Source organism: Shinella sp. (assembly GCF_052438155.1).
Lineage (GTDB): Bacteria > Pseudomonadota > Alphaproteobacteria > Rhizobiales > Rhizobiaceae > Shinella.
The window spans coordinates 39,994-61,730 of record NZ_JBQVPI010000024.1; the positions used below are offsets into that span (position 1 = coordinate 39,994).

A 21,737-nucleotide genomic window follows, 5' to 3' on the forward strand; every position below is an offset into this window, starting at 1 on the left:
CCAAATCCACGAAGTCCGAATCCCGAACGTCTTTGCCCCGATCCCGAACGGCCGCCTGATTGTGCCGACGGTGGTGTGCATGCGAAGACCCGGCGGAAAGATGAGGAAATCCGTCATGAATAAAAAACGCCACGCCCTGCGCACTGCCACCCTTCTCGCCACGGCGGGTTTCGTCTTCCTCGATGCCGCCAGGGTGTCTGCGCAGGATCGGCCAGCCGATACGTCCGGCGAGGCTACGGTGCTCGAGCAGATCGTCGTGACGGCGCGGCGGCGCGAAGAGAAGATCCAGAATGCACCCGTCGCAGTTACCGCCATTGCCGGAGACGAACTCGGCAAGGGTCGGACAGACACGATGGAGGACGCGGCCTTCAAGACGCCCAATGTGCTGTTCAACGGCCAGGGCGGGCCGGTCAGTATCCGCGGCGTCACCTCGCTCGGCATTGCCGGTGGCGTCGATCGGCAGCCGGCCGTCGGCATGTTCCTTGACGACGTCTATATCGCCCGCCCGATGGGCTATCCCTTCATTCTGGAAGACCTGGAGCGCGTCGAGGTCGTGCGCGGCTCGCAGGCCACTCTCTACGGCAAGAACACGATCGGTGGCGCAATCAACCTGATCTCGCGCGAGCCGGGCGACACCGCTGGCGGCGAATTCTCCGCAACGGTCGGCACCGACCTCGACACGCGCTTCAAGGCCGCGTTCGAAACGCCGATCGAGGGAACGGACTGGGCCGTGCGAACTTCCGCCGCCTGGAGCGGCAATCGCGGCTATATCGAAAATCTCGTGAGCGGTGAGGACGTCAGCGACACCGACCTGCTGACCGGCCGGGTCGTTGCAACGGGCGAGGTCGGCGACGGCACGCAGGTGAAGATCATCGGCGACTTCACACGCGACCGTGGCGACGGAGGCCTCTGGTATGCACCTCTGCCGCTTGCCTTCGATCACGAGGCCACGCACGATTTCGAACCGGAAAACAGCGTCGACAGCGGCGGACTTTCGGTCCGCATCGACCACGATTTCGAGACCGTGCGATTGACCTCCGTCACCGCTTTTCGCGGCCACGAGATGTCGAGCTATCTCGACGGCGACTTCACCGCGACGCCCTATATCGGCCAGGCGCAGGAAGAAACCCAGCGCCAGTTCAGCCAGGAATTCCGCCTCTCCTCGCTCGACGACGACGTCTTCCGCTGGAGCGGCGGCCTCTTCTACATGCACGAGCGTTTCGAGGGCACACAGTATTTCGATCTTGTCTCCTTCCCGCGCAGTGTCTGGAGCCGCGACGTCTTCGAACAATCGGCGGACACCTTTTCGGTGTTCGGCGAGGCGGGCTACTTCGTGACACCGGAGTGGGAGGTGTCGGCAGGCGGGCGCTACACCTATGACCGCAAGTCGACGGCCAGTGAAATCTCCTCGCCGAGCGGCAGCTTTATGTTCGGCACGCCCGGCCGCGCGGAGGGAGACGCCTCCTTCTCCAACTTCTCGCCGGAAGCCGCCCTCACCTACCACCTGTCAGAAGGCAATATCGTCTATGGCAAGATAAGCCGAGGCTACAAGTCCGGCGGCATCAGCCCCTATATCGAGGCGGACGGATCAGCCAACCGCTACGACCCCGAAACCACCACATCCTACGAACTCGGCACCAAAGCGACTTCCGACGACGGACGGTTCACGATGGCGGCCTCGCTCTTCTACATCGACTGGAAGGACCAGCAGGCGGTCATCTATACGACGCCGTTCACGCGCGTCTATCGCAACGCGGCCGCCGCCACGTCAAAGGGTTTCGAAATCGAGGCGACGGCGCAGCTGACCGAAGAAATCGGGCTTCGCGCCGGCTACGGCTATACCCATGCGAAATACGACGACTTCGTCGATACGATCATGGGTGCGGTCTATACCGGCAACGACCTGCCCTTCGCACCGCGCCACAGCGTCACCGCCGGCGTGAATTTCACACGCGAGCTGGAAGCCGGCGCGGTGCTGAAAGCCGGGCTCGACTATACCTTCCGCAGTTCCTACGCCTTCACCTCCGACAACAAGTACCGGCAGGCGCCGACGCACCTGGTCGATGCCCATATCGGCGTCGAGAAGGACGGATGGAGTGCCAGCCTGTGGGCCAAGAACCTCACGGACGAGCGCTACCTGAAGAACTATTTCAGCTATAGCGGCACCGACATGGGCGTCGCTGCAGCCGGCCGCACGATCGGCCTTACCGTGGCAAAGGTATGGTGATGAGCGGGATCGACAACACCATGCCGCTGGCCGCCACCGGCGATGCTCCGGCCGAAGGCGGCAGCAGCCGCTTCTTCCTGCTGATCGGCGCGCTCTATTTCACGCAGGGCCTGCCGATGGGTCTTTCCATGGAAGCCGTGCCGGTGCTGATGCGCCAGGGCGGAGTCTCGCTCGATGTCATCGCGCTCGTGCCGCTTGCCGGCCTGCCCTGGATCCTGAAGTTTTTCTGGGCACCCTTGGTCGACAATCGCTGGTACGCCGGCCTCGGGCGGCGCAAGAGCTGGATCGTGCCGATGCAGGTGATCCTTACCGCCTGCCTCATCCTGCTTGCCTTCCTTCCCCTGGAGGGCGCCGGGCTCTGGATGGCCGTGACCGCGCTTGCTGTTGGCGCGATTGCGAGCGCAACGCAGGACACGGCGACGGACGGTCTTGCCGCCGAGCAGCTTGCAGGACGCGGGCTCGCCTATGCCAACGCGCTTCAAGTCGGCGGCATGATGGCCGGCTTCATGGTGGGCGGCGGCGGCGTGTTGATGGTCGCCGATACGCTGGGACAACAGGGCGTGTTCCTGCTGCTTGCACTGTTCCCCCTTCTCACCGTCGCAATCGCTCTCTCCTGGCACGAACCGCCACGATCTGGAGGTGCAAAGGACGGCGGCCGGGCGCGGCTTGCCGATACGTTCAAGCGCCCCGGCGTGTTCCTGCTGCTGGCCCTCGCCTTCATCTATGGCGGCGCCCATGCGGGCGGGCTCAGCGTCAGCCGGATTTTCCTCGTCGACCAGGGATGGTCCAGCCAGGATACCGGGCTTGTCGCCACGCTCAGCGGCTTCGTGATGCTGGCAATCGGTTGCCCGCTCGGCAGCGCGCTGGCCGCCCGCAACCGCTGGGTTGCCATGGGGACCGGTATGATGCTCGCCGCCACCTCCTTTGCCGCCTGGGGGCTCATCGCCGGTGGCATGCTGCCGGCTGGCTGGCTTTCCGTCTCGCTGGCGATCGGCCTTCTGTCGGTAGCAAGCGGCTGTATTGCTGTCTCCGCCGCGACGATCATCATGGCCTTTGGCGGCGCGGGCAAACAGGCGGGCACCGACGTCACCGTGCTGCAGAGCGCCAACGTGCTTGGTGAAATGGTGATTGCCGGGCTGGTCGTCTGGCTGGCCGGGCGCACGGGCTATGCCGTCACCTTCGGTGGCGCGGCGGTGGCCCTCGTCTTCGCCGTTCTCTTCGTCTCACGCGCCGCACGCGCCATTCCCGTCACCCGATAGACCGAGGGTATCCCCATGTTTTCGCTTTCCTCTGCCATGGTCGACCGCATTGCGCGGCGGCCGGGTGGCCTTCTCGGCTACCTGCTTTACCGCTTCCCATTCGGCCACAAGGCTGGTTTTAACCTGGCACTCCGACAGCTGCCCCCAGAGACGTCCGACCTCGTGCTCGAAGTCGGCTGCGGCGGTGGCGTCTTCCTGCGGCGGCTGCTAGCCGGCGGCTGTCGCGCGATCGCTATCGACCATAGCGTGGATATGGTCGCCAATACCGGCCGGTTGAATGCTCAAGCGCTTCGCGAGGGCAGGCTCACGTTGCACGAGGCGGACGCCGCCGCTCTTCCCGTCGCGAATAGCGCAGTCGACAAGGTCTATTGCCTCAACGCGTTCTTCTTCTTCCCCGAACCGCTCGAAAGCCTGAAGGAGATGGCCCGAGCACTGAAACCCGGCGGCCGGCTGGCGCTCATCACCGCACCGCCTGCCTTTCGCGAACAGATTGCCCGCTTCTCCCCGAGCATGGCGGAGAACATGCGCTTCGACGCGCCCGAAACCATGATCGAATGGGCGCATGCCGCAGGTCTCACGCCGGTCGAAACCAGCGAAGTCGCCAGCGCCGGCTTTCTCTTCATCGCCAGCAAGGACCTCGAACCATGAGTGACGAAACCATCATCGAATACCCCGGCTTTCGCGGCCGCATCACGGGAAAACTCGGCGACATGATGGTCATCGACGCCGAAGTCGAGGCCGACATCCCGTCCCATGCCGCCGCAGCGGAGGAGTTTGCGATCGTCGTTTCCGGCCGTTTCGAAGTGACGATGAACGGCATATCGACACCCTGCGGCCCCGGCGACCACCTTGTCGTCGATGCTGGCGTGGAGCATGCCATCCGCGTCATCGAACCCGGCCGTCTCGTGCTTATCGGCCGGATGTAGACCAGGCTCAGGCGGCGCCAAAGGCGGGCGCTACCGCGCGTTCTTCCCCGACCACCGCTGGCGCATCACGATTGAGGCACAAGGCCAGAAGTCTGGAGATGAGGACGAGGCCGCGGCGATCAGCACCAGCGCGGGATAGCCCACCGCCCCGACGATTTTGTGCGCAACTGCACCGTCGAGAAAACCCATGAAGCTGTAGAGGCTTACTGCGCGGTAAAATCGGTTCCTTCCCTGCCGGCCGTCGTGCGATCCGCCATGATGGTCAGCATAACGGTCGCGATGGGATTATGGATCAGGAAAACAGTGCTCTGATCCCCAAAAACTGGACCGCTTTCGATTGGAGTTTTCCGCGCAGTGTGACGGCCTCTACCAAAATTTGGAGGAAGTTCGTGACCTCAGGTCACCGAGTCGCCGTTGCCGAGGGCCGTATCAAGCAAGCCAAGGTCGACCTCGCAGCGTGACCTCAATTTCCTCCGCTCTCAGCTACACAGCCGCATTCTCATATTTAAGTGCCAAGCGACAAGCGGGATTTCCACGGCGAGAAACGCTCAAACAATACGCGCGCCTCGAAAACCGATCCGGATGCGCGGCTCTATCACAAGGCCAATGGCCGGGAAAGCTGTCTGTGCTACACGGGCCATGCGCTGATGGAGAACCGCAACGGGCTTGTTGTCGATGCCCAACTGACGCTTACGACCGGGCTGGCCGAATGCGAGGCAACTCTTGCCATGATCGATCGACGCAAGGCAAAAACCTGATGCATCACCCTTGCCGAAGCCGCCACATAGATCGCTCTCATGGGCACCAAACCCACACACCCGGCATCGTCGCGATACCAAAAGTCCGGATCAAACAAAATAGCGGTTCCAAAACCGCCGAAGAATAATCAAATCGGCCGTTTTGCACAGTCTGCGAAAGCTCCTCGTCCGCGCGGCGCTGCCACGTGGTCGCTTTACCGGGCGAACGTCCTCACGGCCGGGGAATGTTTTCGCCACGCCATACGCGAGCGGCGCGCATAAGGACAAGTTTCAAGCGGCGTGCGGACAGGAGAATTGTCGGCACGCCGCTGCCGGCCGCAAGGAAGCCGGCGCTTGAAGCGCGGACCTCTGCCGGTTCCTTGCGCGGGAGGCTCGTTACTCGCTTGAACCGGCCTTCGGCAGGTTGGCCCATTCGGCGAGGAATGCATCGCGGCTCTTTGCCGCCTCGTCCTCGTCAATCTTGAAGACCTTGATCGAGGAGAGTTCCGGTAGCTTCACATAGTCAGAGACCTTGATGTCCGTGCGGCTCGGGCGGCGGAACGCGACTTTCAGAAGCTCGGTCTGCGCTTCCTTGGAAAGCAACGCGTCGATCGCCTTCTTCGCATCGTCGCCGGCCGGCGCACCCTTGATCAGCGCCGCATATTCAAGCGTCGTGAAGGTTCCCGACGTCGGATAGACGATGCTGATCTCGCTCTGGCCGCCATCGACATAGCTGTAGCTGTTCGTCTCGAAGGTGATGCCGACGGCATATTCGCCCATGGCAACGCCCTTCGGCACGGCCGAGGACGAGGACGAGACGACGAAGTTGGAAACGAGCGCCTTGTAGGTCTCGGCGTCGAGCAACTTGGAAAGGCCCCAGACGATCGTGTAGCCGGTCGAGCTGTTTGCCGGATCGGGCAGGATGATACGGCCCTTCCACGATGGATTGGCAAGGTCCTTCCAGTCAGCGGGCGCGGTGATGCCGTTTAGCTGATCGGTGTTGACCATCACTGTCACGACATGGACGTTGGCGGGTTGGAAGTAGTCTTCCGGAACGCGCAGCTCCGCCGGCATGGCCGCCAGCTCCGGCGAGGCATAGGGTTCCAGCACTGCCTTGAAGGCGCCCATCGTGTTGGCCGAGGACGACCAGAAGATATCGCCCTGGGGCGCTGCCTTCTCCGCCTCGATGCGGCGCAGCAGCACGCCGCTACCGCCGGTGATGATGCCGGTGGTGAACCCGGTCTTCTCCTTGATCACGGCCTGCACGGCTTCGACGGCCGGCACCGGATTGGTGGTGTAGATGACCGGATCGGCGGCCTGCGCGCTGGTGGCAAGGCCGGCGACGATGAGGGTGGTTGCGGCAAGTTTCTTCATGGCAGTTCCTCTCTTTTCGTTTTGGGGTCGGATCTTTACTTCGAGGCGAACAGGTCCACCTTAAACACGGTGGTGGCGACGACGACCGGCAGCAGGATCACGGCGACAAGCACCAGGCCATAGGCCGAGGCGTAGGCCATCAGGCCGGAATCAATCAGCCGGAAGATTTGGATCGGCAGGGTTTCCCGGCCGCCGGAATAGACAAGCAGCGAGGCCGACAGTTCGGAAACCGTGGTCGTCCAGGTCAGGATCGTGGCGGAGGCGACGGCTGGCAGCATCATCGGCAGCACTACGCGCAGGAAGGTGCGGAACGGCGGCGAGCCGAGGCTGATCGATGCTTCTTCGATGGAGTTCGGGATGTTGTGCAGGATCGCCTGGCCGTTGCGCATGCCGAAGGGCATGCGGCGAATGACATAGGCGAGTACGATAATCGTCGAGGTGCCGGTCATGGCTAGGAAGCCGCCATTGAAGGAGGCAAGCAGGCCGACGCCGAGAACCGTGCCGGACAGTGCCAGCGGAACGGCCGAGACATAGTCGATCAACGGTGTCATCAGGTTGGGTTTTTTGACGACGAGGTAGCTCACCAGCGTCGAGAAGGCGACCGAGATGACCGTGGCAATGCCCGCATAGAGGATCGAATTGACCAGCGGACCGGGTGCCGTGATGAAGACGCGCGCCATGTTGTCGAGCGTCCACTCGCCCCAGCGCATGACCGGGCCGCGTGAAACCGTGAAGGCACCGACGGCAATGGTGACGAGCGGCAGCAGCGAGATGGCGACCACGATGCCCGCCGCAACGCTGACGAGAACGCCCTGCCCACCCCTGAGCGGCTGGGGTTTCGCGCCCCTGCCCTGTACGATCTCGTAACGGCCCTTGGCGATGATGCGGCGGTTGACGAACAGCACGCCCATCACGATCAGCACCGAGACGCTGGCAAGCGTGCTCTGCATGGTGAGATTGCTCGCGCCCTCCGCCACGGCCGCCTGATAGATCGCGACCGAGAGCAGCGGCACGTTATGGCCGAGGATGGTCGAGATGGCGAAATTCCCGATGACCATGGTGAAGACGAGGAGCGCAGAGGCGAGGATCGCAGGGCGGATGACCGGCAGCATGACATGCATGCGCGAGCGGGCCGGCGCCGTGCCGAGGCTCTGGGCGGCCTCTTCCAGCTGTGCATCGAATTTGCCGATCGCCGCCACCGTGCCGATGTAGACATAGGTGTAGTAGATGAAGCTCATCGAAGTGATGAGGCCGAACCAGCCGTAGAAGCTTGGCAGGAAGATGCCGTAGCCCTTGAGGAAACGGGTGATGACGCCGTTGTTGCCGAGGATCATCAGCCACGTTTGCGCCGTCACGACCTCCGGGATGACGAGGGTGATGAGCGGCAGCAGCGTGATGAAAAGCTTGCCACGGAAACGGTAGCGCGCCGAGATATAGGCGAGCGGCACGCCGATCAGCGTGGAAAACAGCGTGACAATGCAGGCGAGCACCAGCGTGTTGCCGATAGCCGAGAGGCTGCGTCGGTCCTCCAGCAATTGGAGCCAGCCCGAGCGGCCTTCGCCGACGAAGCTCGCGGTGAAGATGTAGAGCAGCGGATAGAGGACGAAGACGCAGAGAAGCGTGAGCGCCAGGGCGCAGAGCCAGGGCCAAGGGGAGCGGAGGGCAGAGTGGTTCATGACCGGATCACCCGCGCCGCTGCCGGCTCGAAGCCGAGATGGACCTGCGCGCCCGGCAAGAAGGCATCGTGCCCCGCACCATGCAATTCGGCATTGAGCATGAGGCCGCCTGCGCATTCGACGCTGTAGCTGGTGCGCGCGCCGAGATATTGCCTGCCGCGCACGGTGGCCGGCAGCGATTGCAGGCCGGACGCAGGCGCTGCGGAAATCTTCAGGTCTTCCGGGCGCAGCACGAGCAGGCCGCGCTCCGCTGGGCCTTCCATAGCGTCGGTCGCCATGATGCTGCTGCCGGCAACATCAACCAGGACGAGGCCGACGGAGGCCGGGCGCACGGTAACCTCGGTGCGGTTCGCCGCGCCGACGAAATCGGCGACATAGCCGGTGCGCGGGGTCGCGTAAATCTGCTGCGGCGTGCCGAGCTGCTCGACTGCGCCCTTGTTCATGACGCCGATCAGGTCGGACATGGAAAGGGCCTCTTCCTGATCGTGTGTCACGAAGACCGTGGTGATGTTCGCCTCGCGCTGTAACTCGATGATCGTCTCGCGGATCTGCACGCGCAGCTTCGCATCCAGATTGGAGAGCGGTTCGTCCATTAGCAGCACCGCCGGCTTGATGACGAGCGCGCGGGCAAGCGCCACGCGCTGGCGCTGGCCGCCGGAAAGGGCGGCGGGATGGCGCGAGAGCACATGGCCGAGGCCGACGCGATCGAGCGCGGCCTTCACCTTCTGCTCGACGCCCGCGCCCTTCTCGCCGCGGGCGCGCAGGCCGTAGGCGACGTTGTCGGCCACCGTCTTGTCGGGGAAGAGCGCGTAGTCCTGGAACACCATGCCGATCGCTCGCTTGTGCGGCGGAAGCTCGGTGACGTCGCGGCCACCAAAGCGGATGTGGCCGCCGCTTGCCTGCGCGAAGCCTGCAATGGTGCGCAGGAGCGTGGTCTTACCGCAGCCGGAGGGGCCGAGCAGTGTGAAGAAGGAGCCTTCCGGAATATCCAGGGAAAGGCCGGAAATGACTGTCTCGGCGCCGTATTTCACCGAGAGATTGGAAATCGCTATGCCCATGGGTTCCCCTTCTTTGTCTTCAAGGCTACGCGCGGACCGAGACGGCCGGTTGGGCCTTCAGGTCCTTGATCAGATCGAGCGCCTGGCGGTGCACCGTGGCGTCGCCCGCCCCCAGCAGTTGGCCGGAACTTTCAAGCGTCAGCTGTTGCCCAGCCCAGTCCGTGACGATGCCGCCCGCCCCTTCGACGATCGGCCGGAAGGGCGCGAAGTCAAACACCTTCTGGCCGCCGTCGAGCGCGAGGTCGGTGCGCCCATCGGCAAGCAGCCCGTAGTTGAGGCTCGCACCGCCATAGACGCGCGCGCTGGTGACGGCCCGTAACCGGTCAAGTGCCGGCCGTTCGCTTACCGCGAGATAGTCCTGGTTGCTGTTCGTCATGATTGCCTGGGCGAGTGTCGGGCAGGAACGCACACGAACGGGCGTCCCGTTGCGCGTCGTCGGCCGGCCTTCCGCGCCGACCCAGCGCGAATCGATGGCCGGAATGTCGATGACGCCGAGGCGCGGCACGCCGCCGACAGCGAGCGCGATCAGCGTGCCGTAAACCGGCATGCCGGCGATGAAGGCCGTCGTGCCGTCGATCGGATCGAGCACCCAGACATGCTCGCTGCCGGGACGAACCCAATCACGCTCCTCGCCGATGATGCCGTGGGAGGGGTAGCGCGCGGAAATCATCATCCGCAGCCGGTCCTCGATCAGAATATCCATCGCCGTGACGAGGCTGCGATCCGGTTTCACCGAGACGTCGACGCGTGCCAGGTCGTTTTCCCGGAGTACGGCGCGGGCGACCTCTGCCAGCTCCACGGCGAATGCCACATGCTGATCTGCGATAGGGGCGGCGTTGATCATTCTCTCTTTGGCACTTTCCCGGTTTCGAGCAGCCGCCATCGCTCCCGCAAGTCATGCAGGTTGGCGTGCCGGCAATGCCTTCCGACCGATTGATGGATTCGTATGGGCCATTTCCGGCGCCTGAAATTTACCTACATGGATTTCATCGATGTGGCAATATGTGTTTTAATTGGCAAAATGAGTTTTTATGCGGCAACCCACATGGCGCTTGTGGCAAAGCGAGGCGTCGCGTATCAATGAGCCGGTTCGGGAGACGTTGTGATGTGGCAAGAAGAGCGTCAGCAGAAAATTCGGTCGCTGCTTGCGGCCTATGGTCAGGTGTCCATTGACCGCATCGTCGACGATTTCGGCGTCTCGCGTGAAACGATCCGCCGCGACCTCATGGAAATGGAAGTGGCCGGCGAATTGCGCCGGGTGCGCGGTGGCGCGGTTCCGGTGGCGCGCGAGGACACGACCTTCGACGTGCGCATCACGCTGCGCCTGCAGGAGAAGCGCACGATCTGCGCCACCGCCCTCGGCTTCCTCGAAAGCGGCCAGACGATCTTCATGGACGCCGGCTCGACCAGTTCGACGATGGCCGAGGCACTTGCCGGCCCGAGCGGCCTCACCAACCTCACCATCCTCACCAATTCCATCGACGTCGCGAGCCAGCTGACGGAGCGACAAGGCGAGCTTTCGCGCGGCACGCGCGTCATCCTGCTTGCCGGCAATGTGAAGCAGGACCCGATGGAAACCTATGGCGAAGCCACCATCAACGACATCCAGCGTTACCGCGCGGATATCGCACTGCTTGCCCCCTGGGGCGTCGATGCGACGATGGGAGCGATGAACTACTTCCTGCACGGCGCCGAGATCGCTCGCGCCATGGTGCGCAATTCCGGGCGCACGATCATCCTCGCCGATCATTCGAAAGTGGGCGTCGTTAGCCGCTCGGTCTTCTGCGAGACCGCAGAGATGGCCCATCTCATCACCGATGCGAAAGCCCGCCAGAAGCCCGGCTTCGAGGCGCTTGCCGCGGCCGTGCCAGGCCTCGTGGTCGCGGGTGAATAGGCCGTGTGTCATGGGCTGGTTTCCGAGCTCGAGTTACATGTCGAAAAGAAAATGTAGCTTACCTACATTTATTTTGACAAATGTAGATTTCTTAATTATACCGACGATCACGCACGGCGAGTGAGACCTGAAGGCTTCAGAAAAAGCTTTCGAAGGGGCCGTGGCGTTCACCTGGAGGAAATCATATGAAACGCCGTTTCGCGCTGGCTTCAGCGCTTGTAGTCCTGTGCTCGCATGTCTTCTCGGCCGGTAGCGCCGACGCTGCTGGAATGACCGTCTATTGCCCCATGTCGGAAGACGATTGCGGCGCAGTGCTGAAGGCCTTCAAGGACGACACCGGCATCGAGGCGCAGTTCGTGCGCATCGGCGCTGGCGAAATCCTCGCCCGTATCCGCGCTGAAAAGGCCAATCCGCAGGCAGGCCTCTGGCTGGCAGGTGCCGCCGACAACTTCATTCAGGCCGCCAGCGAAGGGCTTCTCGCCGCACACAAGGCGAGCGGCGTCGACAAGGTCGACCAGCGCTACACCGACAAGGACGGCCGCTGGACGCCGATTTCGCTGTCGCCCATCGTCTTCGCCTATAGCCAGCAGGTGCTGGACGAAATCGGCGCCAAGCCGCCGACGAGCTGGAAATCGTTCGCCGATCCGGCTTTCAAGGAGAGCGTCGCGCTCGCGCACCCCGCGGCATCCGGCACCGCCTATGTGGCGCTCGCCTCCATGATCCAGCTCCTCGGCGAGGAGCCGGCCTTCACGCTGATGAAGGAGATCGACAAGAACGTCGTGCAGTATACCCGCTCCGGCGTCGCGCCCTCCCGCATGGTCGCCAACAACGAGATCGCACTCGCCATGGCCTACACGCAGGACATCGAGGCGGCACTCGCGCAGGGTTATCCGGTCGGCTATTCCTTCCCGGAAGAAGGCACCGGCTTCGAAGTTAATGCCGCCGCCGCCATCGCCAATGCACCGGAAGAACAGGCCAAGGGTGCTTCCGCCTTCCTCGACTGGGTGCTGACCGAAAAGGGCCAGGCCGCCATCGGCGCGACCTTCCGCGGGCCGATTATTCCCGGCTACAAGAACCCCGAAGCCAAGATCGACCTCTCCAATGTGAAGATGATCGACTACAATTTCACCTGGGCCGGAGAGAACCGAGCACGCCTGCTGGAACGCTACGAAAACGACGTGCGCCACAAGGCCGACGCAAAGTAACAGCAGGCAGGAGCATTCCCGCTTTTCTCCGAAGCCGGAATGCTCCCGCCGTTTTGTTTTATGCGATTCCGAGCGGAAAGCCGTTCCTGGAATTGCCCAAGGAGCCCCCGCATGACCCTCGTCTCGCAAGCGACCCCGTCCGGAAGGACCGGGACATCGCCGGCCTTCCTGCGCAAGATCGTCGTCGACCCGTGGCTGTTCGGTATTTTTGCCCTCGTCACGCTCTCCGTTTTGGTCTTCGCCGTCCTGCCGATCTTCACCGTCATGAAGCAGGCCGTCATCACCGAGCACGGTTTCGATTTCGGCGTGCTGATCGACACGCTGTCGCAGCGCTTCGTCTGGGAATCACTGTTCAACACGCTGCTGCTCGGTGCGACATCGGCGGTCATCGCCACCGTCGCCGGCTTCCTGCTCGCCTTTTCTGCGACCCGCACCACCATGCCGGGCAAAGCCTTCGTGCATGGCGTGGCGCTGCTGCCGATCATCTCGCCGCCCTTCGTCATGGCGCTTGCGGTGGTCATCCTATTCGGTCGCTCGGGCCTCATCACCCGCGAGTTGCTTGGCATCCGCAATGCCAATGTCTACGGCTTCCATAGCCTGGTGCTGATCCAGTCGCTCGCCTTCACGCCGATCGCCTATCTCAACATCCGCGGCATGCTGCAATCGATCGACACCGCGCTGGAGGATGCGTCCGCCTCGCTCGGCGCTTCGCGCTGGACGACCTTTTCGCGCGTGACATTTCCGCTGGTAACACCGGCGATACTCTCGTCGACACTGCTCGTCTTCGTCAAATCGGTCGAGGATTTCGGCAATCCGATGCTGATCGGCGGCAACTACAACACGCTTGCCGTCGAGGCCTATTCGCAGATGGTGGGCTATTTCAACCTGCAGGCCGGTGCACTGCTCGCGAGCCTCATGCTGGTTCCCTCCATGACGGCCTTCCTCGTCCATCGCTACTGGGTGAGCAAGCGCAGCTACGTCACCGTCACCGGCAAGCCGTCCGCCCAGACGATCCGCATTTCCGGCGGGGTCGTGGTGCCGCTGGCGCTTGGCTGCTACGCCATCGTCTTCGCGATCCTGCTGTTCTACCTGACGGTGGTCTACGTCTCCTTCACCAAGCTGCCCGGCGTCAACAACACGCTGACGCTCGACCACTACGCGACCGTCTTCACCGCCGGTTTCCAGACGCTCAGCAATTCGCTCCTCCTGGCAGGCATAGCGACACCGATCACCGCCGTCGCCGGCATGCTGATCGCCTATCTTTTGATCCGCAAGGCCTTCCCGGGCAGCTTCCTCCTGCGCTGGGGTACGCTGCTCTCCTTCGCAGCACCCGGCACCATTCTCGGCATCGGCTATGTCAGCACCTTCAACGCACCACCGCTGCTGTTGACCGGCACTGCCCTCATCGTTGTCGCCGCCATGGTGGTGAAGAACCTGCAGGTCGGCATCGAGGCAGGCTCCAACCAGCTGCGCCAGATCGACAAATCGATCGAGGAGGCTTCCGCCATCCTCGGCGCCTCGAACACGCGGACCTTCTTCCAGGTCACGCTGCCGCTCCTGAAGCCCGCGCTGTTCACCTCGCTCTCCTATGCGCTCACGCGCTCGCTGACGACGCTTTCGGCGGTGATCTTCCTCGTCTCGGCCAACTGGACGCTGATCACGGTCACCATCCTGTCGCAGGTGGAAACACTCAAGCTCGGCGTCGCGGCGGCCTATTGCAGCATTCTCGTCTTCGTCGTGCTCACCATCCTGGCGGTCATGCAGCTCATTCTCAATTCGACATCGAAGAGGTAGTCCCCATGTCGAAAGTCATCTTCTCCAACATTACCAAGCGGTTTCCCGGCGTCGCTGGCGCCACCGCCGTCGACCGGCTGAACCTCACCATCGAGGAGGGCACGCTCGTCACCCTGCTCGGCCCGTCGGGCTGTGGCAAAACAACGACGCTACGCATGCTCGCCGGCTTCGAGACGCCGTCGGAAGGCACGATCACCATCGGCGGGCGCGACGTCACCAACGTGCCGGTCAATGCCCGCAATGTCGGCATGGTGTTCCAGAGCTACGCACTCTTCCCGCACATGACGGTGCGCGAAAACGTCGAATACGGCGTGCGCCTCCTCAACATTACCCGCCACGTGATGAAGGACCGCGTCGACGCCATCCTCGATACCATGGCGCTCACACAATATGCCGACCGCTCGCCGTCCCGTCTCTCCGGCGGCCAGCAGCAGCGCGTGGCGCTTGCCCGCGCCGTCGTCACCGAGCCGAAGGTGCTGCTGTTCGACGAGCCGCTCTCCAACCTCGACGCGCAGTTGCGCGAGCGCATGCGCGACGAACTGCGCGCCATCCAGCTGCGCCTCGGCATCACCAGCCTCTATGTTACCCACGACCAGAGCGAGGCCATGGCGATCTCCGACCGCGTCGTCGTCATGCGCAACGGCGTGATCGAACAGGACGATAGTCCACTTAACGTCTACTCCCGCCCCGGCACCGGCTTTGTCGCAGAATTCATGGGCAAGGCGAACATCCTCAACGGCAAGGTAGAGACGATGGACGAGACGACGGTTCGCGTGCGCATCGCCTCGACGGTCGCCTTTACGCTGGCGCACGGCAATCGCGCCTTCAAGCCGGGTGAGGCCGTGCGATGCGTCGTCCGGCCGGAGCATATCCGCGTTGACCCCGCCGGCACGATGGAGGCGAAGGTGCGCCGCGTCGTCTTCCAGGGCGCCTATGTCGAATATCTCACGGACCTCGAAGGCCAGGAATGCGTCTTCCTAGACACGGACTACTACAAGTCCGGCGTCGCCGAGGTCGGCAAGACGCTCAAACTCTCCATCGACAGCCGGCCGGTCTGGATCCTGCCGGAAACGGGAACCGCCGTACTGGGAAAAGCCGCATGATCCTCATCAAGCCCACGACCAACGATCTCCACGACATGATCACGACTGTCGCCTGTGAAGCAGCCCTCGCCGCCGGCATCGTCGCGCACCGGGGTTTCGTCAATGCGAGTCCCGAAACGCTGGCAACGGAACAGAAGGCCGGCTTCTTCGATATCGTGACGGCCTCCGACAAGGCGGCGGAAAGGGCAGCCTGCGACACCATCTGGTCGCGCCTGCCGGCCTCGCGCATCCTTGGTGAAGAAGGCGGCTGGCAGGGCGAAGGCGATATAACCTGGATCATCGATCCGATCGACGGCACCAGCAACTTCGCCTCGGGCCTGCCCTTCTTTTGCGTCTCCATCGCCGCCTACCATCTCGGCAAACCGGTCTGCGGCATCGTTTACGATCCGGTTCGCGAAGAGCTTTTCATGGCGAGCGGCGGACGCCTGACGCTGAACGGCGAACCGGGCAAGCCCTTCCTGCGCGGGCGCACCGACCGCGAGGTCGAGGTGCTGACGAACGCCCCTTACGAAGGTGAGCGCCCCTCGCGCGCGGCGCAGGAAGCCCATGCCGATCTCGTCAACGCCTTCCGCGCCGTGCGCCGGCTCGGCTCTTGCGCGCTGCATCTCGCCTACGTCGCCGTCGGACGTGCGGCGATCGCCTATGAATCAAAATTTAGCGCCTGGGACATCGCCGCCGGCATCCAGCTCGTCGAGGCGGCGGGCGGACAGGTCGTCGCGCAGGATGCGGACGGTCGCCGTATCGAGCCCCGCGAAGATGCGCTGGCATCGGTAAAAAGGCTCGTTGTGGCGCAGGCCGGTTTTGACTATCAATCGTCCTGCCTGTCGACGCTGATGACAGACGGAACATTGTAGTCTTCACGCGCGAAAGCATCGCCATGCCGGAACAAAGCGTTTCATGCTCGACCTGATCAGGCAGTCCCTCGCCCAGTTCACGCCCGCCGAACGCAGGATCGCGGAAGCGATCCTCGATACACCAAGCACGGCCATCACCTGGTCGATCACCGATGCCGCGCGCATCGCCAAGGTCAGCGAGCCGTCGATCATCCGCTTCTGCCGGCGGCTCGACTGCGACGGGTTTCCGGATTTCCGCCTGAAGCTCGCCCAGCAACTGGCCGTGCGTCAGGCGCCGGCGAGCATGGCAGAAAGCGGCGACGACCCGTTCACCGGCCTCGTCGACGATGTCTTCAACCGAGCAGCACAATCGCTGCATGAGGCTCGCCACGACCTCGACCTCGAGTCCCTCCGCCGCGCCGTCGACCTTCTCTCGGACGCCCGCCGCATTGATGTCTACGGCTATGGCGGGTCGGGCTTCCTGGCAGGCGAGGCACAGCATCGCCTCGCTTCGCTCGGCATCGCCAGCGTCGCCTACTCCGACCCGACCCTCCAGATGGTTTCGGCCCCGCGCCTAACATCCGAGGACGTACTCTTCGTGCTTTCCTTCTCCGGCCGCACGAGCTACCTGATCGGAAACATGGAAATCGCCAAGAAGGCCGGCGCGCGCATTCTTTCCATCGCGCCCGGCGGCTCCGTCGTCGCTTCGCTCGCCGACGAGAACATCAACCTCAACGCCTACCGCGCCTCTACCCACCCACTCATCGTTCCGACCGGCCGTGCACCGATGTATGTGATGCTGGACGTGCTCTTCGCCCTGCTGGCACGCAAATGCGATGTTGCGGCGACGTAAGGTTGATCGCCTACCGCATGGAAAAGGTTCGAACGCCACCCCCGGTATAGCATCGCTGCGTTCAGAAACTAACCCAACTCAGAGTTGCGGACGACGGCACCCTCCTCCCAGCTTCCCTCAAGCAGCTTGTAGAGAACTCTGTTGGTTTCCACGCGGAACTGAGCCGGTTAGGCGCATAATTTCCATTGAGAATTGAGCCATGTGAACCCTCGCGAAACCTACTAAAGGGCCAATGCATCACGCCGCGTGTCACAATCACCGATAAGCTCAGATCTTACGACGCAGCCAAAAGGGAAATCATGCCCTGTGTCGAGCATCGTTCGCATAAGGGGCTGAATAACCGGGCGGAGAATTCGCATCTAGCTATTCGACGACGAGAGCGAGGGATGATGCGGTTCAAGTCGGCAGGGCAATGCCAGCGCTTCGTCTCCATCCATGGCCCGATCGCCAACCTCTTCCATCTCCAACCCAAGAAGACGACCGCTGCTGAACATCACAGACGGCGAAACGCCGCCATGAACACGTGGCGCCAAATCACCCTGTCGAACGCCGCATAAACCGGCCCACCGTGGCAATCCTGTGCCCGACCTAAGTTCAGGCGACGCTACCGTCAAACGGACTCTTAGTGTATGTCCGGCAATCAGGGTTTGCAACGCTGCAGAGGCTAGATGATCATCAGGAATGGGATGTTATTGCCGCTGATCTTCGATACGCGCCTGCTGCCGCGAGAACATCAGTTCGAGGCCTGGCGCTCCTACAATTCAGATGTAATCGATGCGTCGTTGAGTCCGAACCACCGGGACGCCTTTACCTTCGAGCAGAAGGTTTGGGATCTCGGGGCTTTGGCGTTTACATCTTCGCGCATGCCTGGCCCGCAACGGCCCCGCAGTTGGACGCATCTCAGCAAGGATCCGCTTGATCATTGGTGTTTCGTCTTGCCGGAAAGCGCGCAATATATAGAGCGAGTGATGGCGGAATCTCCTCAAGTCTATTTCCGATCCCTCGGGCGGCAGTTCAGCGGTGTCGCGGCGGATTCCAGTGTATCGACACTGTTTATTCCGCGAGACCTCCTGCGCCCCATAGGCGACTTTCTTGATGGTCACTCAGGAACCCTTCCCAACGATGGGCTTGGCCTACTTCTGTCTGATTTCTTAATCTCCGTGGAGCGGCGACTCCCCACGATGATGCTCGAGGACGTTCCGCGTCTGGTTGAATCCCTTGCCACAATGATCATCGCATGCGTGGCGCCAACTCCCGACAGAGTCGCTGAGGCGCGCCAACCCATCGCCTCAACGCGCCTAGAGCGCGCGCGCCAGTGGATCCATGTGAACCTTCGGTCGCCGACGCTCAACCCTGCAACAGTTTGCCGCGAGATTGGCGTCTCTCGTTCGACGCTGTACACCCTGTTCGAGCCGCTGCAAGGAGTGTCGCATTACATCCAGAGGCAACGCCTGCTTGCGGCCTACCGCATGTTACGCGATCCGATGAATCGCCTCACAGTTGGTCAACTGGCCGGAATGTTTTGCTTCTCCGACGCAAGCACGTTTACGCGGGCGTTCCGGCAGGAACTGGGATGCTTACCACGCGACGTACAAGGAGGCGGGCCTGTGCCGACTCCCGCTCGAGCGTCAACGCCGCCGCAGACAGTGGTGGAACTGGGCACGGTGCTTCGACGCCTTCAGCCCTGAAGCCGCGTAGCTCGCACGGCACTGTAGCGTTATCCGAGCAGTAATCGAAGCATGGGATCTGGGTATCCCCACGGTGACGGCCGTCTTGCACAACCGCCTGAGTTCACAGACACACGTCTTTCCCGGGCATTGATAAAACAACGTGACATCGCCGCAGCGAGAAGTAACGGCGCCAGTCAGACAACTACCCCGCCGCGACGAGGGCGGGCGGTTGCCAAGTACCTTCGCCCGCCGGCAAGATCGAAGGCGGTGTGGGCTTTGGCCAATAGAGGCGCATCACGATATAGATCTTGCCGTCCGGCGCCGGAAGCCAATTGGCTTCCTTGTCCGCACCGGGACTGTCTTTTTGGATGTACAGCGTCAACGAGCCGTCCGCGCCCATTTTCATCCCGGGCAACATCGGCGAATTGATGAGGTAGCGGTTAATCGGATTCTTGACCAGGAGCTGGCTCTTGCCATCGTACATCGTAACGGACCAGAACGCATTGACTGGCGGCAACTGATCGGGCGCGAAAGTGATGGTGTAATTGTGTTTGCTGCCGTCAAGCACCTCGCCGGTCGCGTCCGTTCGGGCATAGGGGTACATGGCTTCAACGGCATCGTTGCCCAGGAGGCCGCCCTTGGCAGCGCCGGCCCGCATCAGCCAATCACCGTTGTAGAAGGCCTCGTCGCCAAAGAACGAACCGACGCTCCAGCCGTTGATGTTTTTGTTTCCCGTGGCCAGCCATTTGTCGACTTTGTCATTGCCTTGTTTCATGGCTACCAGGATTTCGGCTTTGTGCTCGAGCGACAAATCCTTGAAATCTAAGGTCTTACCGGGACCAATGCCAATTGTCGCGAGTTTCGCACGGATCGCCTTGTCCCTCGGCGTCTCCGGGACGAATTGCAGGGCCGCGTCGAGGTATTGGAAGAAGTTTGCCTTGATGCCGGCCGTGGTGGCCGGAAGGAAATCGATCTTGGCTGCGGCAGACGGAGCCGGGAGTTTGAGGAAACCAGAAAGCGGTTGTGCCTTGTAGCCGGCCTGAACCTTCTCGACATTCGGCATGTCGTCGGCGTTGAAGAGTTGCGTGCGGATAAGCGCGAGCGCGAACGGCGTCGTCGATTGAAAGACCTTCTTGATGCCGGGGGGCGTTTCACCTTTCCAGCCGGGGCCGACCACCAGATAGTCGCCCGGATCCGTGCCCGTCGCGCGCGTGCCGATATAGCCGAAATTGTAGGTGTTGCAGTCGATCAACTGGACCGAATAGTAGCGGCCCTTTTCGACCGTCGGCACCGAGATGACCATCGGCTCAGCGCGCAAATCTAGCCAGGTGATCGAGTAAGGCGTGTCGCTGTTCGGCGTGATGACTGCCGTATCCTCCGGGGTGGAGACATGGTGCTGGTTGTTGATTTCGTTGAACGGCGCCTTGAACTGTCCCGAGTTCCTGTCGACGGCAAACTCTTGCATGACAGCATAGATCATCACGAGCGGCAGCCCGTAGATGAAGCCTTCCTCGGCGATATTCTTGGCCTCGATGATGCCGGGATGGCTCTGCGCCATCAGCAGGTTCGGCTTCATAATCACGGCGCCGGCGGCGATGGCGGCAGCTGAGCGAAGTAGGACCCGCTTCGTCAACATGTGCAGTACTCCTCTATTGTTCGATGCATTGTCAAACGACGCAAGCGGTAGGGCAGCCCAGGAACCCCAGGCGCAGTCGCTGTAGAAAATGTTCGGTCGCCGGCACAGATACGCGTCCCGCGCAGGCGGAAAGCCTTGAACGTGCCCGGTTCATGCCGTGTCCATGATGTACTTTCTTCCGTCTGAAGCCGTCCTGGCAGGAGCTAAAGGCAGCTGAAGTCAGGATCGCCTCAAGTCCGTTTTCGTATCTTGCGGCGGCGAGCACAGAAAATTTCTTCGGTAGCCGCGCCTGGGCACGTCATCGGCTGCCTACGCCAACAGTAGGTTCCGGCTGTTCATCACAGTCGCCCCTCCTTGACGCCGCTAGATATTCGGATCTTTACTTGCGTTACGCCCCTCTCTGCGAACTAAGCAGTATTCGCAATTCCAAACCACTCATTTTGCGCCACGCTTTCATTATTTCTGGAGCATTACAGGCATGGCTGAGATCCCGGTCATCTCAAATCGCATATTGCATGGCATGCCGGCCTTCATACGCCGTGAAATCGGGCAAAGGGCGCTGTTGCAAGCCAACCGCGCCATCGGCTTCGATCTCGAACTGACCGAGGCGGAGCACTGTTTCATTCCACACGCGGCGGTGATCAGCTTCGTCGAAGCGGCCGCGCGCGCCGCTGGCGATGCCAATTTCGGAATTCTGATCACGCCGATGATGAATATCGCCAACTACGGGAGCTTTGGACACTACGTATTTGGCGCGAACACCTTGGGGCAGGCCATCGAGCGCAGCATTTCTAGTCTTTGTTACCACAGCACGGTGGACAAGATGTCGGTCGCGCTCGTTGGCGACGAGGCGCGCTACAGCTATGTTTTCGCTCTGGCCGGCCGCCCAGGATATGCCAATGCCGCCTGTGCCGCCGCGGGTGTGCTGCTTAGCCTTTTCAGGGCTTACCTGCCGGCTGACTGGCGGCCACTGCGCGTGGAGCTTGATACAGACGGGCCGCGCCAAACGGGTCTTTTCGAGGACGTCTTCCAGTGTCCGGTTGTTTTCAACGCACCTGCGATAAGCATCGTCATGGATCGCCATCATCTTTCGGCGGCTTCAAGGCACCCCTCATGGCCCCTTGTCACCATCGAGGATGTCGCGAGAGACCGGTCAGGAGGCGCCCCACGGGTTCTGCTCGAGGTCATCGTGGAGCAGGTCCGGGTCCAGGTGCTCACCGGTAGCGTGTCGATCGATCATGCCGCGCAATCGTTGGATACCAGCGTCCGGACACTGCAACGGGAGCTTAATCGGGCGGGCACCGATTTTCGCGGATTGGCGGGCGCAGCAAGGGTTCAGCGAGCCACTGAGCTCCTGCGGCACACCAACGGCTCGATCACGCAGGTATCGGCCGAATTGGGATATTCGTCTCCAGCCAACTTCGCGCGCGCTTTCCGAAAGGCAACCGGCCGCGGGCCGCGGGAGTTTCGCTCGATTGTCTCGTGTTAACAG

Annotated in this window: 17 protein-coding genes and 2 pseudogenes; 14 read left to right on the top strand and 5 right to left on the bottom strand. The window is 62.3% G+C overall.

Going from position 1 to position 21,737, the window contains the following annotated elements; all coding sequences use genetic code 11:
- Positions 1–115 precede the first annotated feature (115 nt).
- The 5 genes and pseudogenes from ACT6VE_RS27825 to ACT6VE_RS27845 form a co-directional block, all read left to right on the top strand.
- Entirely contained in the window at positions 116–2,227 is a 2,112-nt protein-coding gene (locus ACT6VE_RS27825; protein WP_444801548.1) for a TonB-dependent receptor, read from the top strand.
- Positions 2,227–3,486 carry an MFS transporter gene (locus ACT6VE_RS27830; protein WP_444801549.1) on the top strand — a complete coding sequence of 420 codons (1,260 nt, stop codon included), beginning with the start codon at positions 2,227–2,229 and terminating at the stop codon, positions 3,484–3,486. Before ACT6VE_RS27825 ends, ACT6VE_RS27830 begins: the two co-directional genes overlap by 1 nt.
- A 15-nt stretch (positions 3,487–3,501) precedes the next feature.
- The gene (locus ACT6VE_RS27835; protein ID WP_444801550.1) at positions 3,502–4,134 is read left to right on the top strand and encodes a class I SAM-dependent methyltransferase; all 633 of its coding nucleotides are present in this window, start codon (positions 3,502–3,504) and stop codon (positions 4,132–4,134) included.
- Entirely contained in the window at positions 4,131–4,412 is a 282-nt protein-coding gene (locus ACT6VE_RS27840; protein WP_444801551.1) for a cupin domain-containing protein, read from the top strand. The genes ACT6VE_RS27835 and ACT6VE_RS27840 overlap by 4 nt, the downstream gene beginning before the upstream one ends.
- A gap of 521 nt (positions 4,413–4,933) precedes the next feature.
- Positions 4,934–5,155, top strand: a pseudogene (locus tag ACT6VE_RS27845) (IS5/IS1182 family transposase); the annotation flags it as partial.
- 390 nt (positions 5,156–5,545) lie between these two features.
- Here ACT6VE_RS27845 and ACT6VE_RS27850 read toward each other — a convergent pair.
- From ACT6VE_RS27850 to ACT6VE_RS27865, 4 genes are read right to left on the bottom strand one after another with little or no spacing between them, the layout of a single operon-like run.
- The gene (locus tag ACT6VE_RS27850; protein WP_444801552.1) at positions 5,546–6,523 is read right to left on the bottom strand and encodes an extracellular solute-binding protein; all 978 of its coding nucleotides are present in this window, start codon (positions 6,521–6,523) and stop codon (positions 5,546–5,548) included.
- A gap of 35 nt (positions 6,524–6,558) precedes the next feature.
- Positions 6,559–8,199 (bottom strand): ABC transporter permease, encoded by a 1,641-nt coding sequence (locus ACT6VE_RS27855; protein ID WP_444801553.1) that lies wholly within the window; start codon positions 8,197–8,199, stop codon positions 6,559–6,561.
- The gene (locus ACT6VE_RS27860) at positions 8,196–9,257 is read right to left on the bottom strand and encodes an ABC transporter ATP-binding protein (protein WP_444801554.1); all 1,062 of its coding nucleotides are present in this window, start codon (positions 9,255–9,257) and stop codon (positions 8,196–8,198) included. Before ACT6VE_RS27860 ends, ACT6VE_RS27855 begins: the two co-directional genes overlap by 4 nt.
- Positions 9,258–9,282: 25 nt before the next feature.
- On the bottom strand, positions 9,283–10,101 hold the full coding sequence (locus ACT6VE_RS27865; protein ID WP_444801555.1) for an inositol monophosphatase family protein: 819 nt from the start codon (positions 10,099–10,101) through the stop codon (positions 9,283–9,285).
- Between the two features lie 261 nt (positions 10,102–10,362).
- On the opposite strand from ACT6VE_RS27865, the gene ACT6VE_RS27870 reads away from it, so the two are divergent.
- From ACT6VE_RS27870 to ACT6VE_RS27905, 8 genes and pseudogenes are all read left to right on the top strand, one after another.
- Positions 10,363–11,151: a DeoR/GlpR family DNA-binding transcription regulator gene (locus tag ACT6VE_RS27870; protein WP_444801556.1), complete on the top strand. Its 789-nt coding sequence runs from the start codon at positions 10,363–10,365 to the stop codon at positions 11,149–11,151.
- 185 nt (positions 11,152–11,336) lie between these two features.
- Positions 11,337–12,356, top strand: a complete 1,020-nt coding sequence (locus tag ACT6VE_RS27875; protein WP_444801557.1) for an ABC transporter substrate-binding protein — start codon at positions 11,337–11,339, stop codon at positions 12,354–12,356.
- Positions 12,357–12,467: 111 nt separating this feature from the next.
- Positions 12,468–14,150 (top strand): ABC transporter permease, encoded by a 1,683-nt coding sequence (locus ACT6VE_RS27880; RefSeq protein ID WP_444801558.1) that lies wholly within the window; start codon positions 12,468–12,470, stop codon positions 14,148–14,150.
- 5 nt (positions 14,151–14,155) lie between these two features.
- On the top strand, positions 14,156–15,253 hold the full coding sequence (locus ACT6VE_RS27885; protein WP_444801559.1) for an ABC transporter ATP-binding protein: 1,098 nt from the start codon (positions 14,156–14,158) through the stop codon (positions 15,251–15,253).
- Positions 15,250–16,107, top strand: coding sequence for an inositol monophosphatase family protein (locus tag ACT6VE_RS27890; RefSeq protein ID WP_444801560.1), 858 nt, complete (start codon positions 15,250–15,252; stop codon positions 16,105–16,107). The genes ACT6VE_RS27885 and ACT6VE_RS27890 overlap by 4 nt, the downstream gene beginning before the upstream one ends.
- A gap of 43 nt (positions 16,108–16,150) precedes the next feature.
- Positions 16,151–16,939, top strand: coding sequence for a MurR/RpiR family transcriptional regulator (locus ACT6VE_RS27895; RefSeq protein ID WP_444801561.1), 789 nt, complete (start codon positions 16,151–16,153; stop codon positions 16,937–16,939).
- Positions 16,940–17,151: 212 nt separating this feature from the next.
- A pseudogene (locus tag ACT6VE_RS27900) lies at positions 17,152–17,496 on the top strand (DDE-type integrase/transposase/recombinase); the annotation flags it as partial.
- 111 nt (positions 17,497–17,607) lie between these two features.
- Positions 17,608–18,627 carry a helix-turn-helix domain-containing protein gene (locus ACT6VE_RS27905; RefSeq protein WP_444801562.1) on the top strand — a complete coding sequence of 340 codons (1,020 nt, stop codon included), beginning with the start codon at positions 17,608–17,610 and terminating at the stop codon, positions 18,625–18,627.
- Between the two features lie 184 nt (positions 18,628–18,811).
- Here ACT6VE_RS27905 and ACT6VE_RS27910 read toward each other — a convergent pair whose 3' ends face one another.
- Entirely contained in the window at positions 18,812–20,245 is a 1,434-nt protein-coding gene (locus tag ACT6VE_RS27910; RefSeq protein WP_444801563.1) for a DUF1254 domain-containing protein, read from the bottom strand.
- Between the two features lie 478 nt (positions 20,246–20,723).
- Here ACT6VE_RS27910 and ACT6VE_RS27915 point away from each other — a divergent pair, with 478 nt between their 5' ends.
- Positions 20,724–21,734, top strand: a complete 1,011-nt coding sequence (locus ACT6VE_RS27915; protein ID WP_444801564.1) for an AraC family transcriptional regulator ligand-binding domain-containing protein — start codon at positions 20,724–20,726, stop codon at positions 21,732–21,734.
- Positions 21,735–21,737 lie beyond the last annotated feature (3 nt).